General features: G+C 48.9%; 13 protein-coding genes. 6 read left to right on the top strand and 7 right to left on the bottom strand.

All coding sequences use genetic code 11. The annotated features are described in order from the left end of the window. Position 1 precedes the first annotated feature (1 nt). The 4 genes from cyoC to BLW29_RS10605 all read right to left on the bottom strand — a co-directional run bounded on the left by cyoC (position 2) and on the right by BLW29_RS10605 (position 4,039). Entirely contained in the window at positions 2–604 is a 603-nt protein-coding gene (cyoC, locus tag BLW29_RS10620) for a cytochrome o ubiquinol oxidase subunit III (RefSeq protein WP_090979196.1), read from the bottom strand. After that, a complete protein-coding gene (locus BLW29_RS10615) occupies positions 604–2,571 on the bottom strand; it encodes a cbb3-type cytochrome c oxidase subunit I (RefSeq protein WP_371264701.1) in 1,968 nt (655 codons plus the stop codon). The genes cyoC and BLW29_RS10615 overlap by 1 nt, the downstream gene beginning before the upstream one ends. 17 nt (positions 2,572–2,588) lie before the next feature. After that, positions 2,589–3,626 (bottom strand): ubiquinol oxidase subunit II, encoded by a 1,038-nt coding sequence (gene cyoA, locus BLW29_RS10610; RefSeq protein WP_090979646.1) that lies wholly within the window; start codon positions 3,624–3,626, stop codon positions 2,589–2,591. 164 nt (positions 3,627–3,790) lie between these two features. Continuing rightward, on the bottom strand, positions 3,791–4,039 hold the full coding sequence (locus BLW29_RS10605; RefSeq protein WP_090979191.1) for a hypothetical protein: 249 nt from the start codon (positions 4,037–4,039) through the stop codon (positions 3,791–3,793). Positions 4,040–4,259: 220 nt separating this feature from the next. Between BLW29_RS10605 and BLW29_RS10600 the strand changes: the two genes are divergently transcribed. From BLW29_RS10600 to BLW29_RS10590, 3 genes are read left to right on the top strand one after another with little or no spacing between them, the layout of a single operon-like run. Then, a complete protein-coding gene (locus tag BLW29_RS10600) occupies positions 4,260–4,826 on the top strand; it encodes a TetR/AcrR family transcriptional regulator (protein ID WP_090979188.1) in 567 nt (188 codons plus the stop codon). A gap of 42 nt (positions 4,827–4,868) precedes the next feature. Beyond that, positions 4,869–6,212 (top strand): glycoside hydrolase family 30 protein, encoded by a 1,344-nt coding sequence (locus tag BLW29_RS10595; RefSeq protein WP_090979185.1) that lies wholly within the window; start codon positions 4,869–4,871, stop codon positions 6,210–6,212. A gap of 27 nt (positions 6,213–6,239) precedes the next feature. After that, entirely contained in the window at positions 6,240–7,928 is a 1,689-nt protein-coding gene (locus tag BLW29_RS10590) for a right-handed parallel beta-helix repeat-containing protein (RefSeq protein WP_090979182.1), read from the top strand. Between the two features lie 7 nt (positions 7,929–7,935). On the opposite strand, the gene BLW29_RS10585 is transcribed toward BLW29_RS10590, so the two are convergent. The 3 genes from BLW29_RS10585 to BLW29_RS10575 are packed head-to-tail and all read right to left on the bottom strand — an operon-like array spanning position 7,936 to position 11,593. Continuing rightward, positions 7,936–9,036: a GerAB/ArcD/ProY family transporter gene (locus tag BLW29_RS10585; protein ID WP_177186574.1), complete on the bottom strand. Its 1,101-nt coding sequence runs from the start codon at positions 9,034–9,036 to the stop codon at positions 7,936–7,938. Then, positions 9,036–10,094: a Ger(x)C family spore germination protein gene (locus BLW29_RS10580; protein ID WP_177186573.1), complete on the bottom strand. Its 1,059-nt coding sequence runs from the start codon at positions 10,092–10,094 to the stop codon at positions 9,036–9,038. Before BLW29_RS10580 ends, BLW29_RS10585 begins: the two co-directional genes overlap by 1 nt. 26 nt (positions 10,095–10,120) lie before the next feature. Next, positions 10,121–11,593, bottom strand: a complete 1,473-nt coding sequence (locus tag BLW29_RS10575) for a spore germination protein (protein ID WP_090979174.1) — start codon at positions 11,591–11,593, stop codon at positions 10,121–10,123. 200 nt (positions 11,594–11,793) lie between these two features. Between BLW29_RS10575 and BLW29_RS10570 the strand changes: the two genes are divergently transcribed. The 3 genes from BLW29_RS10570 to BLW29_RS10560 are packed head-to-tail and all read left to right on the top strand — an operon-like array spanning position 11,794 to position 14,262. Beyond that, positions 11,794–12,426: a succinate dehydrogenase cytochrome b558 subunit gene (locus BLW29_RS10570; protein ID WP_090979171.1), complete on the top strand. Its 633-nt coding sequence runs from the start codon at positions 11,794–11,796 to the stop codon at positions 12,424–12,426. 19 nt (positions 12,427–12,445) lie between these two features. After that, on the top strand, positions 12,446–13,333 hold the full coding sequence (locus BLW29_RS10565) for an ABC transporter permease subunit (protein ID WP_090979168.1): 888 nt from the start codon (positions 12,446–12,448) through the stop codon (positions 13,331–13,333). Then, complete coding sequence (locus tag BLW29_RS10560; RefSeq protein ID WP_090979165.1) at positions 13,330–14,262, top strand: ABC transporter permease subunit; 933 nt, start codon at positions 13,330–13,332, stop codon at positions 14,260–14,262. Before BLW29_RS10565 ends, BLW29_RS10560 begins: the two co-directional genes overlap by 4 nt. Positions 14,263–14,386: the final 124 nt, after the last annotated feature.

Below are 14,386 nucleotides of genomic sequence, written 5' to 3'. Positions count from 1 at the left end.
CTCACATCACTCCCATCAAATAAACGAATGTGAATACGAAGATCCATACGGCATCCAGAAAGTGCCAATACAAGCTGGTGATATGTACTTTTCGCTGCGTTACCGGCGTAATGCCATGCCGGGTTAGCTGGATGATCAACGCGGTGATCCAGCAGATACCGAGCGAGACGTGCAGCCCGTGCGTACCGACAAGCGTGAAGAAGCCCGACAGAAACGCGCTGGAATGAATCGTATGGCCCTCGTGGATGAGCTTCAGAAACTCAGTCACTTCCATGCCGATAAAGCAGGCACCGAGCAGAATCGTCACAACGAGCCAGCCTATCAGTCCTTTCCGGCTTCCCGCATTCAGTGCAAGAACAGCCAAACCGCTAGTGAAGCTGCTGGTTAGAAGGATGAACGTTTCGACGATGACGCCGGGCATCTCGAAAATTTCTTTGGCATCCGGTCCGCCTGCAGTACTTTCATGAAGCACGAGATAAGTGGCAAACAGAGTCGCGAACAAGATACAGTCGGTAATCAAGAAGATCCAGAAGCCGAATTTGCGGAGCTCCTCCAGATCGTGATGGCCATCATGGCCGCCCTCGTGCGCATGAGCGTGCGCCATCAGATACTCCCCCTTGCATTGGCTTCCGTGCGTTTGATTTCATCCACAGGGATATAGTAATCGGTATCGTAGTTGAACGAATGAGCGAGCATCGTCAGCGCAATGCCGATGAAACCGGGAATCGCGATCCAGAGCCAGTGAAACACAAGCCCAAAGCCGACCGTAAACCAGCAGATGGATTGGATAAAAGGAATCGGTGAATTCTTCGGCATATGAATAGGCTCGAGCGCCGGTTTGTCTTTAGGCATTTTGCCTGCGGCGATGCGCTCTTTCTCTTCCCACCAATCATCCCGGTCCGTTACGAGAGGCGTCGTCGCAAAGTTATAGAGCGGCGCGGGCGAGGGAATGGACCATTCCAGCGTACGGGCTCCCCACGGATCGCCGGTCGTATCCTTCTCCATAAACTTGATGCTGTGCGCGATCTGCCATACCTGGAATAGGAAGCCGAGCCCCATCAAGAACCCGCCTATGGTCGATGTGAAATTCATGGCCCACCAGCCCGTATCCCAGTCGTACGAATTGATCCGGCGCGTCATGCCGTCTAGTCCGACGATATACTGAGGCATAAAACAGACATAGAAACCGATGTTCCATATCCAGAACGCCCACTTGCCGATAGGTTCATTGAGTTTGAAGCCGAACATCTTCGGCCACCAGTAATACAAACCCGCGAAGTATCCGAAAGCTACCCCGCCGATGAGGACTTGATGGAAGTGAGCGATGAGGAAATAGCTGTTGTGAAACTGGAAATCCGCAGGCGCTACCGAGAGCATCACGCCGGTCATGCCGCCCACGACGAAACAGGGAATGAACCCGATCGTCCACAGCATTGGCGTTGCGAACGAGATCCTTCCGCGGAACATGGTGAACAGCCAATTGAAAATTTTCACGCCTGTAGGAATCGCAATAATCATCGTGGATATGGCGAAGAAAATGTTGACGTTAGCGCCCGAGCCCATCGTGAAGAAGTGATGGAGCCACGTGAAATAAGCCATCAGACTAATGCTCATCATCGCAAACACCATGGACCCATAGCCGAACAAGCGCTTCTTCGAGAAGGCTGCCACCACTTCTGAGAAAATGCCGAAGGCAGGCAGAACGACAATATAGACCTCCGGATGGCCCCACATCCAGATCAGGTTGACGTACATCATGGCGTTCCCGCCGCCGTCCATCGTGAAGAAATGCGCACCTAAGAAACGATCCAGGAACAGCAGCGCAAGCGTTACCGTCAGCACAGGGAAGGCAACAATAATCGCGATGCAGCTGGAAAGTACCGACCAAGTAAAGATCGGCACCCGCGACCATGTCATCCCCGGTGCACGCATCTTAACGATGGTGACAATGAAATTAATGCCTGTCATCAGAGATCCGATCCCGGATATTTGAATCCCCCAAATATAGAAGTCTTCGCCTACGCCGGGACTGCCCGTCATCTCCGACAGCGGCGGATACGACAGCCAGCCGGCATTCGGGGAACCGCCGATTACGAACGACATATTGAACAGCATGGCGCCGAAGAAGAATAACCAGAAGCTAAGCGAGTTCAGGAACGGGAATGCGACGTCGCGCGCGCCAAGCTGCAGCGGCACGGCGATGTTGAATAAGCCGAACATGAGCGGCATCGCCATGAACAGAATCATAATGACGCCATGCGTGGTGAACACCTCGTTATAGTGCTCCGGCGATAAGAACTTCATCTCGGGAAAAGCGAGCTGCGTCCGCATCATCAGCGCATCGACGCCGCCGCGGAACAGCATCAGCAGCGCAGCGATGATGTACATAATCCCGACGCGCTTATGATCGACAGTCGTCAGCCATTCCCGCCATAGCCAGCCCCATTTGCCAAAATAGCTAAGCACGAAGATAATAGCCACCGTCGTCAGCGATATCGCCACATCCGCGCCATAAATTAACGGGTCGCCTGTGACAAAGAACCACGAGACGAAATCTTTAATTTGGTCCATCACGGAAGCCTCTCCTCTCATTTGCCATGATACATGTGTTTGTTGTCTAATTTATGATGGGAGTGCCCGGAGCCGAAGCTTTCAAAGTCGTCCGGTGTATCCTTTTGCGCATTGTTTCCGGGCGGCAGCTGTCCGCCTTCCGATTTCTCTATGGCCTTCTCGCCGCTGAGTGTTTGCGCCTTCTGCGTATAACCCGGAGGTGCGCCGCGGCTCATGGAGTAGACGTGGACGATACGCTCGAATAAGCCGGACGGGATGGAAGCGAACGTCATTTTGTCTGAAGTCCCCGGTTTGGCAAGCGCTTGATAGCCCTCTTCGGACAGGGCATTCCCACCGGCTTTCGCGTCCGCCACCCATTGATCGAATTCCGCCTGTGGAACGGCTTTGGTCGTAAAGCCCATCTTCGCGAATTCGCGGCCTGTAAAATTCGATCCGGTCCCCATATAATTACCGGGCTCGTCCGCTTGAAGATACATCGTCGTCGCCATGCCGGACATCGTATAGATCATCCCTCCGAGCTGGGGCACCCAGAAACCGTTCATGGGACCGTCTGAGGTAAGCTCGAACTTAATCGGCGTCTCTTCGGGAATGACCAGATGGTTGACGGTGGCGATACCTTGATCCGGATACTGAAACAGCCATTTCCAGTCCAGTGACGTTGCCTGGATCGTAATCGCCTTCTTGTCCGACGTAATCGGTTTAGCCGGATCCAGCATGTAGGTGTACCGTACAGTGACAATGGCTAAGATCAGAATGACAAGGATGGGAATGCTCCACCAGGTAATCTCGAGCTTGGTGCTGTGAGACCATATAGGCTGATAAGGCGCGTTGTTCCCCTTCTTGTCGCGGAAGCGCCAAACGATCCAGGCTGTAATGATCAACACCGGAACCAATAGGATAAGGCAAAGCAGCATCGTAAAATAGATTAGATCACGCTGATGCATGCCGATTGGCCCTTTCGGATCGAAGACGATCATGGACTTGCAGCCCGATGCAAACAAGGCGGTGCTTGCCAAGACGCCGCTTGTGGTCAACAGCCGAATGAACTTGGACATATTCAACAGTTTCTCATCTCCTAACCATCACCTTGGATTAACTTAATTTTCCCCGGAATGCGGATCAATATTACAGCCGCCATTGCTGCAAGGCTAATCTACGCAAGAAAGGGCCGCTCCTCCATAGAAGGAAACAGCCCCGAAGCTAACTAACATGAAGCTACTTACTCGGATTCCGCCTTGCGTTTCTGCACAAGGCTAATTGCCGTGCCAATCGTATAGATGAACACGCTGCCGACCAAACAGCCGATCCCGGTCATTAGTGAGCTGTTGCTGTCGCTGAAATTCTCATAGTTGCTGAGACACAACACCACGCCAATAATAAACGCTACCCATGCGGTAATTTTCATGGTTAGAAACAGAGCATTTCCTTCGCGTTCCGTTTGTTCTTTCGGTACAGATTTCGTCGTCAATGTACGTTCACGTCCTCAGCAAAGATCTAGATATACGGTTCCTCTATAGTATGGACACCTATTCGGTTTTTAGTTCCATACATGAATCAAGCTTCGGTGAAAGATGTCTTGTATAGTCTTAAAAGGTATGCTATTTTGGATATAAAACTGAGAAAACCAATGTAGTTTTATTGGTTTACAAACGCTTTTACAAGTGAAGTGGTAAAGGAAGTGTAGCAGGATGGAATTAAAAGCTCGGGTCATGAAAGCGGCTATAGAGGCATTCGACGAGAAAGGGATTCGGTTTACCATGGATGACCTATCTGCCAAGCTAGGCATCTCCAAACGAACATTATATGAGCAAATAGGCAATAAGGAAGATGTTATTCGCCTGTTTATTCAAGAAGCTTTTGCAAGTATAAAGGAACAAGAGCAGCGGGTATTGTCGGATGCCTCCCTGGATGTTATTGAGAAGCTGAAGCGCGTGATTCCGATCATGCCGGCATTCTCAGATGTGCTCGATTACAGGCGCGCTTACGAAATCGAGAAGACGTACCCGGAGCTGTTCGCGGAGATCGAAGGCCATCTGCAGGCGGATTGGGATCAGACCTTGGCTTTAATTGAGGAAGGGATAAAGCAGCAGCGAATTAAGCCGATTCATCCCTTGATTCTGAAGGAAATGATCGTGGGGACAATGGATCGCATGTTGAAGGACCGGTTCTTGCTGGATATGAATTTGACCTACGACGCAGCGTTGAAAGAAATGATCGAGATTCTGTTTACCGGTATTCTGCTTGAGGCACCGTGATGAGAACGCAAAGCACATTCTATTGAGAGATAAGGTGAGCGTATGGGAGCATTTCGGATTGAAATCAAACAGGCAGACAAGAAACAACGCATGGAGGGCTTCGGTGCTTCAGGCGCATGGTGGGCACAGCACACGGGCAGCTGGCAGGAGTCGGAATTGGCTCGATTACTGGAATTGTTTTATGATCCCCACAAAGGAATCGGCATGACGATCTATCGTCACAATATCGGAGCCGGTGATGGCGAGGAAATTGAGGATGCGTGGCGGCGCGCGGAAAGTGTCGAAGTGGCCGAAGGACAATATGACTGGAGCAGGGACGCGCAAGCTCTGGCGGTAATGAAGATGGCTGTAGAGAAAGGTGCCAAGCAAATTGTAGCGTTTGCTAATAGTCCAACACCTAGAATGACGATTAGCGGGATGACCTCCGGACATCAAGAAGGGAAGTCGAATTTCCGCGCAGGCATGGAAGAGCAGTTCGCCCAGTACCTCATAGATGTCGTCAAGCATCTGATTGAAGTCGAAGGTTTGCCTGTGGAATGGATTTCCCCGATCAATGAGCCGATGTGGTTATGGAATGCAGAGAACGGACAAGAAGGCTGTCATTACACGCCTGAGGAATGTTTGCTCGTCTATCGTGCTTTAGACCGTAAACTGCAAGAGCAAGGGCTGCCTGTCCGCATATCCGCGATCGAAGCGGGAGAATGGACAAGCGCCAGGATGTACTATTACAAGTTGGCTGAGGATAAGGAGCTCATGAGCCGTCTCGGCAATATTGCCGTGCATTCGTATGTTCCGCATGTTTCCAATCCCGTGTACAAAGAAGAGTTCACTGAGCTTATTCGCCGGGAGCAGCCGAACCTCAGCATTTGGATGTCGGAGTGGACCGAAATGGAGGGCGGAGCAGACTATGGCATGGAAACCGCTTTGAATCTAGCTAATCTTGTCCATGAGGATATCACCATTGGCGGCGTAACTTCGTGGCAGTATTGGATCGCCGTGTCCAAATACGACTTCCGAGACGGATTGGTTTATGTCGATGAGGCAGAGGGACGGATCAAGGAAACGAAACGGCTATGGGCATTCGGAAATTATACTAAATTCATTCGCCCCGGCGATGTAAGAAACGAGGCGTACTCCGATCATTCAGAGCTGAAGGTTGCAGCGTTTACCGACAACGGTGGAGAGCGCGTAACGCTTGTGGTCGTTAACAACAGCAAAGAGAATGTTACCTCTGGCATTGATATCGGTACGGATGGAGAGGGAACGAGTACAGAAATTTACGAAACATCTGCAGATTCTGATTTGGAGCGCGTATTCACAGGTGCAACTCCGCGTGTGTGGACGTTTAAAGCTGAAAGCGTGACTACGCTCGTGGTGAAGGGCTAAATTGGAGGCGCAGAGAGGGGATAAGTAATGGAGAATACCGTGCATATGTTGGATGTTGGGCTGAAACCGGATCTCGGAGTAGATGCCGTGCCGTATTTCCGTCAGGCGATAGAGCAGTTGAATGCGTACGATAGTCCGGTAACCCTATCCATCGCGAAGGGCAGATACGATTTCTATCCCGAGCATGCAGCGAAGGTGCCCTATTATATAACCAACACAGCGAGCGAATCCGAGAATCCGGATGTAAGCAAGACAATCGGGCTGTTGTTGAAAGGCATGAAAGGCATTACGCTGGATGGCAACGGTTCGCTCTTTGTGTTCCATGGGAAAATGACGCCGCTAGTCATCGATGGCTGTGATAACATTCAGATTCGCAATCTATCGATCGATTTCGAGCGTGCGACCATGTCGGAGATGGTCGTCGAATCAGTAGGTTGCCATCATCTGGATGTTCGCGTCAAGCCGGACTCTTGGTATGAGCTCGATCAACACGGAGTGTTGTCCTGGGTCGGAGAAGGCTGGCGATACCAAGGAGGACCGGCTGCGCAATATGATCCGGCGAACAATACGATCAGGCGTATCCCGCAGCATCCCATCATGGACGCCGTGAAAGTAGAAGAGTTAGAGCCGAAGCGCTTGCGGTTGCATTATGCCGAGGACATGCCGGATACGAAAGTCGGTAACGTATTTCAGCTGCGCGATGGTATCCGCGATCAAGTGGGTTCTTTCGTGGTCCGCAGTCGGAACGTAACATGGTCAAAGGTCGGCATACACTACATGCATGGGCTTGGCATTGTGTGTCAGTTCAGCGAGAACGTTGCATTCGATGCGATGAACATGAAGCCTCGCCCCGAATCCGGCCGGACATGCGCAGGATTTGCGGATTTGATTCATGTCTCGGGATGCCGCGGCCTCATCCGCGTCGAGAACAGCGATTTTGAAGGGGCGCATGATGACGCCATTAACGTGCATGGCACCCATTTGCGAATCGTGGATCGTCCGTCCCGGAACCAAGTGGTCGTTCGATTTATGCATGAGCAAACCTACGGTTTCGAGCCTTTCTTCACCGGTGATGTGGTGGAGTTTATTCGAGCGCGAACGTTAATTCCTTATTCCTGCCATACGGTTGAAGAGGTCAGTAGGATGGATGCCAGAGATTGGCAGCTCACCTTGGACAAGCAGGTGCCGGATTCGATCGAGGAACACGATGTAGTCGAGAATGTCACATGGACGCCGCAGGTTAGCATCGACAACAATCGGTTTGCTTGTATTCCGACGCGCGGCATCTTGGTTACGACCAGACGAAAGGTTGTCATCGAGAACAACCGATTTGAACGGACAGGCATGAGCGCGATTCTAATCGCCGATGATGCCGAGAGCTGGTTCGAGTCCGGCATGGTTCGAGATGTAACGATTAGGAAGAATCGATTCTTGGCTTGCGGCAATGAGGATCATCCTGTCATTCTAATTGCTCCGGAGAATCGAGAGGGCAGTGCCGAACAGCCGGTACATCAACATGTCCGGATTGAAGATAACCGTTTCGAAATGATCGCAGGTGATATTTTGCATGCTAAGAGCACTTCGGGCTTGCATGTTCTGAATAATGAGCTTGTCGTACCCGCATCCGGTAAGGTGTTAAGCCAGACGGAAGAGGCTGTTCGGCTGCAGGCCTGCAGTAATGTGGTGTTTGGAGGGAACGGGATACAGACCGACTAAAGCATCGTTACGAAAGAGGCCCCCCTGTCGAATTCGACTTTATGACCAAGCAAGAGATGATGAACAGAATCGGGATATAGGCAAAATTGAAATAAAAGCTGATATCGTTTATAAACGTTCCAAATGCAGTGATCTTCGTTCGTTCGTTAAACATAAGAGAGGCAATGAAAAGGGCTGCCAATAGAATCGGTAATGACAGTCCGGGTTTAAACGAGGCAACCCTCTTCATAATTCTCGTACAGCACCAAATGGGGATGCAAACCGTTGAAATGATGATCATCAGCCAAACAAATATAAAGACAAACTCAAACCTTGCAAAGAAGGACAGCTCCGTAATTTTCGTCATGGCTAAAGTAGGCCATAGCGAATGTTTCAGCATCCCCTGACTAAAATACATGATGGTTACCATCATGATTGCCATATATTTGAGCGTTGAGAATAACACGGCCAGATGCGCCCATTTCACGTTTTTTTCAGGCGATTTTAAGAAAGGAAAGTAAATAAGCAATGCTTCAAGTCCGAAGAAAATAAATCCGGCAGCTCTGGAGCCTCTCAGCAATTCAACAATAGAGTGATTAAGCATTGGCAATAGATGATGGAAATTGCCTTGTCGAATCGGGAAGTACAGCCAGAAGAGCAGCGGAAGCAGGACCAAGTAAAAGAAGTTAAAGCCGGCAACAACCCTGAACCCGCCGGATACGATATAGTAAATAATGCAGCTGAAGAGCGCTGCCAGCGCCCATGCTCGGATATTCGGAAACACCCACACTTGAATGATTTCGATGTAAGACCGCAGGAAATAAAGAGACATCAAGAAGTAGTATCCGACTAATAGCAGAGAAATGGCATTCCCTATGATCCTTCCGAAGATCCTTCGATGCAAATCAATGACGTCTTTCGCCGGATTACCGAGCATCTTAAACACCATCCAGACGATCAGATGCAAGCTCAAACCCATCAGCATAATGGATATCCAAGCATCCTGTTCGGCATGAACGGCAATCAGACATTGAAAATTAAAGATGTTAGCGGCAGCCTGGGAAGTGCCGATTAAGAAAAATACAAAATATCCGGAAATCGTGTAGTTTTCCTTTACGAGCTTCTGCACTATTGCCCAACCCCTGAGTATGTAATAATAATTTTCGTTTTCACTTCGAACACTTGATTCGGGTAGATTTTGTTATAAAAACGATTCGCGTTAAACGTTCTATGCTGCCATCTATAGTATTCTCCGAAGCCGACGGGATCGACCTTGTTCTTCTGTAATCGAGTTAGCAGCGCCGTGATTTCCGAAGATAGTTTCGTCTCGATTTGTTCTTTTACTTTCTGCAAATCGGCTTGTTTCTGAACGTTAATCGCCTTCGGAATCTCTCTAAGCGCTATGGACAATCGAAGGGATATCTTCGTTTTTCCGTCATGTGCAATGGCAACTTTTCTCTTTCCGCGCAGAATGATCAAGGAGTACATCTCTTGTGGACCTAGCTTGAAATCATATTCGCCGGTCAATGCTTTGTCTGTCAGCAGCTTTAGATATAAGCCTTCTTCGGCTGTTAACCATAGCTTGAGCTCGTTCCCTTTATAGACGCAAATGCCATCCATTTGTAATAAACCGTTGTCTCTATTGATAACGGGCAAATACAGATCCTGTCCTTCTCCATAATACTGATTTAAGAAGGAATGATAATTGGTCTTCGGCGTGTTTCCCTGTTTCATGTTATGTTCGATGAGCTCCGACAAGTAGAACGGAGGCTTCTTCGAGCTGTCGGCAATAATGGAGTTGACGTTTTGTTTGGTTACGACAATCGTAGCATTGCTGCTTTTGATCGATTCTCGATTGATAATCTCGGCAAACTCATCAATGGCTTCCCGGGCGAATGGTTCGCTGAGGACCAAGGTGCGCATTTGACCGACTTCGATCGGCTGCGAAGACTTGGCGGTCAAGGCTGTGAATATCCCGTACGTGACGTTAGACTCCGCGGTTATCGGGGAGGCTTGTTCACGAGCGCCTTTTATATAGGAAGGCAAAGAAGCACTTATCTTAATGGTCTCCCCTTCCTTGTCTACTCCAATGCTCTGAATAATATTAATGCGGTCAATGATCCGCTCTTGCGCGCATCCGCATAATAAGCAGCAGCAGATAAGAGCGGGGATAGTCCTTCTTGTCACGATTTCATCCTCCTAGCCGCACAACATTATTCATTGTTATAGTCGTCTCCGATATCCTTATTTTTCTTAACGGTATATCTTTGTGTCGAGAGCGGGCGCAGAGTAGCGAATCGTTTAGAAGTAAGGGTGAAGGAAGAGCGTATGAAACTGTCGCTGAAACCTTTAGGACGAAAAGGAAACAGGGGTGCGATATAGGGCATTCCCAGCGATTTCAAACGCAATAAATGGCATGTAATCAACATTAACCCAATGACGATGCCTAATCCGCCCCAATAGGACGCCAAGATAATCAATGGAAAACGCAAAAATCGGATCGTGTTCGAAATTTTAAAGATAGGCGTGGTAAAGGAAGCGAGCGCCGACAGAGACACGATGATGAGCAGGATATTACTGGTCAAACCGGCTTGCACGGCTGCTTGTCCAAGTATGATGCCGCCTACGATGCCAAGCGTTTGACTGACTTTTGTAGGCAATCTGGAGCCGGCTTCGCGAAGCAGCTCGATGGTTATTTCCAAGAACAGCACTTCCAGCATCGGAGGGAAAGGGACGTTCGATCTGGATTCGATAATCGGACCCAATAGGTCACGGGGAATGACGGTGTAATGAAAGGTAAGAATCGCAACATATAAGGAGGTAGCCAGAATTGAAAAAGTGATGCCGAAATAACGAATGAGACGAAAGAACGAGCCCATAATCCATGGCAAATAGTAATCTTCGGGAGAAATGAAGAAGCTGAATAGGCTCGTAGGTCCCGTAATAATAGAAGGAGAACCGTCGCATAGAATCGCTATTTCTCCGTTTATCAAGGCATACATGATTCTGTCCAGACGTTCACTGGACAAGAACAACGGGAAAGGTGAATTCGAGTTGTCGGTAATCAGTAATTCCAGCAGGGAAGTTTCAAACACGACGTCAAAATCGAGATCCAACAGTCGCTGCCTAGCCGTATTTACATGCTGGGGATTCGTGACTCCATCCAACGAAACGATAACGGTTCTCGTTTTTGAAATCGAACCAATGATGAGTTCTTCAAATATTAATTTTTCGGTTACAAGCCCTCTTCGCAGTAAAGACAAGTTGGTATCTATGCATTCGACAAAACCGACCTTCGGCCCGAGTACGCTGTATTCATTCTCGGTATCATTATGATCACGATGGCCAAGTTTTACGTCCGCGAGGTTTACGAGCAGTCCTTCGTTCAGCTCGGCATCCAATTGAATGAAGATTGAGCCCTGCGCTAAGGCTTTAAGGACTTCATCTAGGCTGGAAGAGATCGTGGTTCCTGTAATTGGAATCAGGGCTTGCACATCATGCAGATGTAAGCTTGTATCTTCCGGAAATTGCAAAAAAGGGAGTATATCATGGTGAAATTGCTCTTGGCTGATGAGCGTTTTATAGTAAGTAAAATGAATAAGGGTATCTTGCACAAGCTGGGTTGTTTGCAGAAAATCGGATGACTTAGAAGTGTCTCGCAATGCTTGATTTAGATTTGAGGTCATACGACGCACCGCCTGTCTAAGAACAAATATTCATCTTATTATGGTGTTTCCATATTGAAGTTATCCCCTTATTTGACACAAAGAGCAATCGGGCTATGTAATCTGCCGATTGCTCTTTGTGCGCTGGTGGCATGATAAATGTCGAAGCTCGTGTCACAGATGAGCGCTCTGAATCGTTTCATTTATAGGGAGGCGAAATGATGAAAAGAAATTCCTATTACTGGCGCAAATTGCATTCACTGCTTGGTGTAATTCCTCTCGGAGGTTTTATTCTTGTGCATGTATCGATCAACTTTCAAGCGTTTGAGCGTGGACCGGAAGGCTTCGCTACCTACGTGCATTTCATTAACAGCTTGCCGCTTAAGCCGTTGCTAGAGATTGTGGGGATCTACCTGCCGATTTTGTTTCACGCTATTTATGGACTGTACATGGCTTTTCAGTCCAATTTGAACGCGGGACAATACAAATACGAGCGTAACTGGGCGTTCACATTGCAGCGCATTACGGGCGTTCTTACGTTTATCTTCGTTTTCTGGCATTTCTTCAATACGCGGCTTCAAATTTACTTGGGTAATATCACCCATGAGGAGCTCGGTTCGACCATGCATCACATTGCCGTGAATCCGGTGTATTTCATTCTTTACGTCATCGGCGTATTGTCGGCTGTGTTCCATTTCAGCAATGGTCTCTGGGCATTCCTGATTAGCTGGGGCGTTACGGTATCACCGCGTTCGCAGAAAATTTCTTCTACGATTTGCTTAGGTGTGTTTGTGCTTGTTTCCTTGCTGTTCATTCTTTCGCTCGTTGCGTTTACCGGCGATGAATTCTTGTAGAAAGGATTAGGGTCGCAGCATGTCAAAACTTACGTCGCACACAGCGATTATTCTGGGGATTCTGATGTTCGTCCTTGCATTTGCCATGGTTCCCGCTGTGCTTCAGCAAAGCTACGTGGACGGCTCGCTGCATTACAATTGGTCAGAGGGACTGAAGCGGTTGGTCAGCTACATCGATGGCCTTGCCAATGGGCAGAGCTTCATCTACCTGGCCGGCAGGACCGAGCACTCGTTCTTGGAGCAAATCGGCAGCAGTTTTACGCTTACTTTCTCCTATATGATTGTCGGCGCCTCTATCGGCATGACGATCGGCATTTTGCTTGGCATCTATTTTGCGATTACGCGCGCGCGATGGCTTAAGAGCCTGTTGGAACTGCTCGGCGTGCTGCCGGATTTCGTCATCGTCTTGCTGCTGCAGTTTCTGATCGTAGTCATCGCGGATGAGACGGGGCTCATTGTCTTCCAAGTCGCAAGCTTTTCGACCGACGATCCGGCGGTCGCGCTGCCGCTAATCTCGGCCATCATCATTCCTGCGATCTATATGATTCGCAATGTCGCGCTTCATATGAGTCAGACGCTGACGGAAGACTATATCAGCTTTGCGAAAGCACGAGGGCTGGGTAAACGCTATATTATTTTCTTCCATGCACTGCCTAACGTATTGCCTTTTGTCAAAGCGGATTTGCATAAGTTTATGGGAATCCTGTTCGGTAATTTGTTCATCTTCGAATATTTATACAATCTGAACGGCGTGACGCTGATGGTATTCTCCAACGCTTATGCCTATGAAGGTTATCAGTACAACCTGGTCGTGAACGGCATTTTCACGATGCTGCTGCTCTATGTGATTATGTTTGCCATCTTGAGAGCGTTGCTTTACGGCTGGGAGAAGGTGTTTGTACGATGAACAGAACGTTGTTGGCCGGTCTGACGATTACAGTTCTTATTATCTTGTCTTCCTTCTTCGGCCACTATATCGCTCCTCATGATCTAAACGAACATCTTGCTGTCGATTATCAGGTCGACGAGAATGGCATAGCCACGCTTATTGCGCCGCCGAGCCCGCCGTCAGCCGCCTATCCCTTTGGAACGGATAAATACGGTCTAGACTTGATGGCGAAGCTGCTGGACGGGGCGAAATATACGATTATAGCAACGGTATCGATTGCGCTAACCCGCATATGCATTGGCGGTGTGCTGGGGATGCTGCTTGGTTTTCTGGGAACAAGCAAGACCTCCAGAGCTGGCCGTCTTCCGATCTGGAATATGTTAAACGGCATTCCGATCTTAATTATTGTATGGATGATCATGATCGGCATTTCCATGAATCCGGCGTCTTCACCTCTTAAGCTGACGCTCATCCTTTCTATCGTTATGGCGCTTGTCGGCATCCCGACAGTCGCCTCTACGGTGAAAGAGAAGACGATGGTCATTCGCGAGAAGCAGTTCATCCTCTCCGCGAAGTCAATCGGAGCAAGCCAATGGACTATCATCCGGACGCATCTGCTCCCTCACTTAAAGGAAAGCTTCATTATCCTGTTTGTTCAAGAGATCGTATTGATCCTGGAGTTGTGCGGACAGCTGGCCATCTTCCATATCTTCGTCGGGGGTACGATAGTTTACATCAATCCGTGGCCCGAACTGCCCGAATACATCAGCCGCACGAACGAATGGAGCGGATTGATCGGCCAAGCACGCAGTAATTTGGATATCAACCAATGGCTGCTGTTCATTCCGCTTCTTGTCTATACGGTGTTTATACTGGGCTTCCATTTGATCTCGCTTGGTCTCGAGAAGATGTACAAGCAGCGATTCGCTAAGTTTTCGAATATTTAACATAGAGAAGGCTGCCATTTGGCAGCCTCAGAATGTCGAGAAACCCAACGTTTTTTTTCAAACGTTGGGTTTCTCTTTGGTTTTAGGGTTGGTTTGTGGAGGTCGAAGGGCGTTAAGCCTCCTT

Source organism: Paenibacillus sp. CF384 (assembly GCF_900106745.1).
Classification (GTDB): domain Bacteria; phylum Bacillota; class Bacilli; order Paenibacillales; family Paenibacillaceae; genus Paenibacillus_Z.
This window is presented reverse-complemented; position numbering and strand designations above follow the sequence as displayed.

Coding starts and splice junctions, on each gene's coding strand:
- cyoC (WP_090979196.1), bottom strand. CDS start 604: ATGGCGCACGCTCATGCGCACGAGGGCGGCCATGATGGCCATCACGAT.
- BLW29_RS10615 (WP_371264701.1), bottom strand. CDS start 2,571: ATGGACCAAATTAAAGATTTCGTCTCGTGGTTCTTTGTCACAGGCGAC.
- cyoA (WP_090979646.1), bottom strand. CDS start 3,626: ATGTCCAAGTTCATTCGGCTGTTGACCACAAGCGGCGTCTTGGCAAGC.
- BLW29_RS10600 (WP_090979188.1), top strand. CDS start 4,260: ATGGAATTAAAAGCTCGGGTCATGAAAGCGGCTATAGAGGCATTCGAC.
- BLW29_RS10595 (WP_090979185.1), top strand. CDS start 4,869: ATGGGAGCATTTCGGATTGAAATCAAACAGGCAGACAAGAAACAACGC.
- BLW29_RS10590 (WP_090979182.1), top strand. CDS start 6,240: ATGGAGAATACCGTGCATATGTTGGATGTTGGGCTGAAACCGGATCTC.
- BLW29_RS10575 (WP_090979174.1), bottom strand. CDS start 11,593: ATGACCTCAAATCTAAATCAAGCATTGCGAGACACTTCTAAGTCATCC.
- BLW29_RS10570 (WP_090979171.1), top strand. CDS start 11,794: ATGAAAAGAAATTCCTATTACTGGCGCAAATTGCATTCACTGCTTGGT.
- BLW29_RS10565 (WP_090979168.1), top strand. CDS start 12,446: ATGTCAAAACTTACGTCGCACACAGCGATTATTCTGGGGATTCTGATG.
- BLW29_RS10560 (WP_090979165.1), top strand. CDS start 13,330: ATGAACAGAACGTTGTTGGCCGGTCTGACGATTACAGTTCTTATTATC.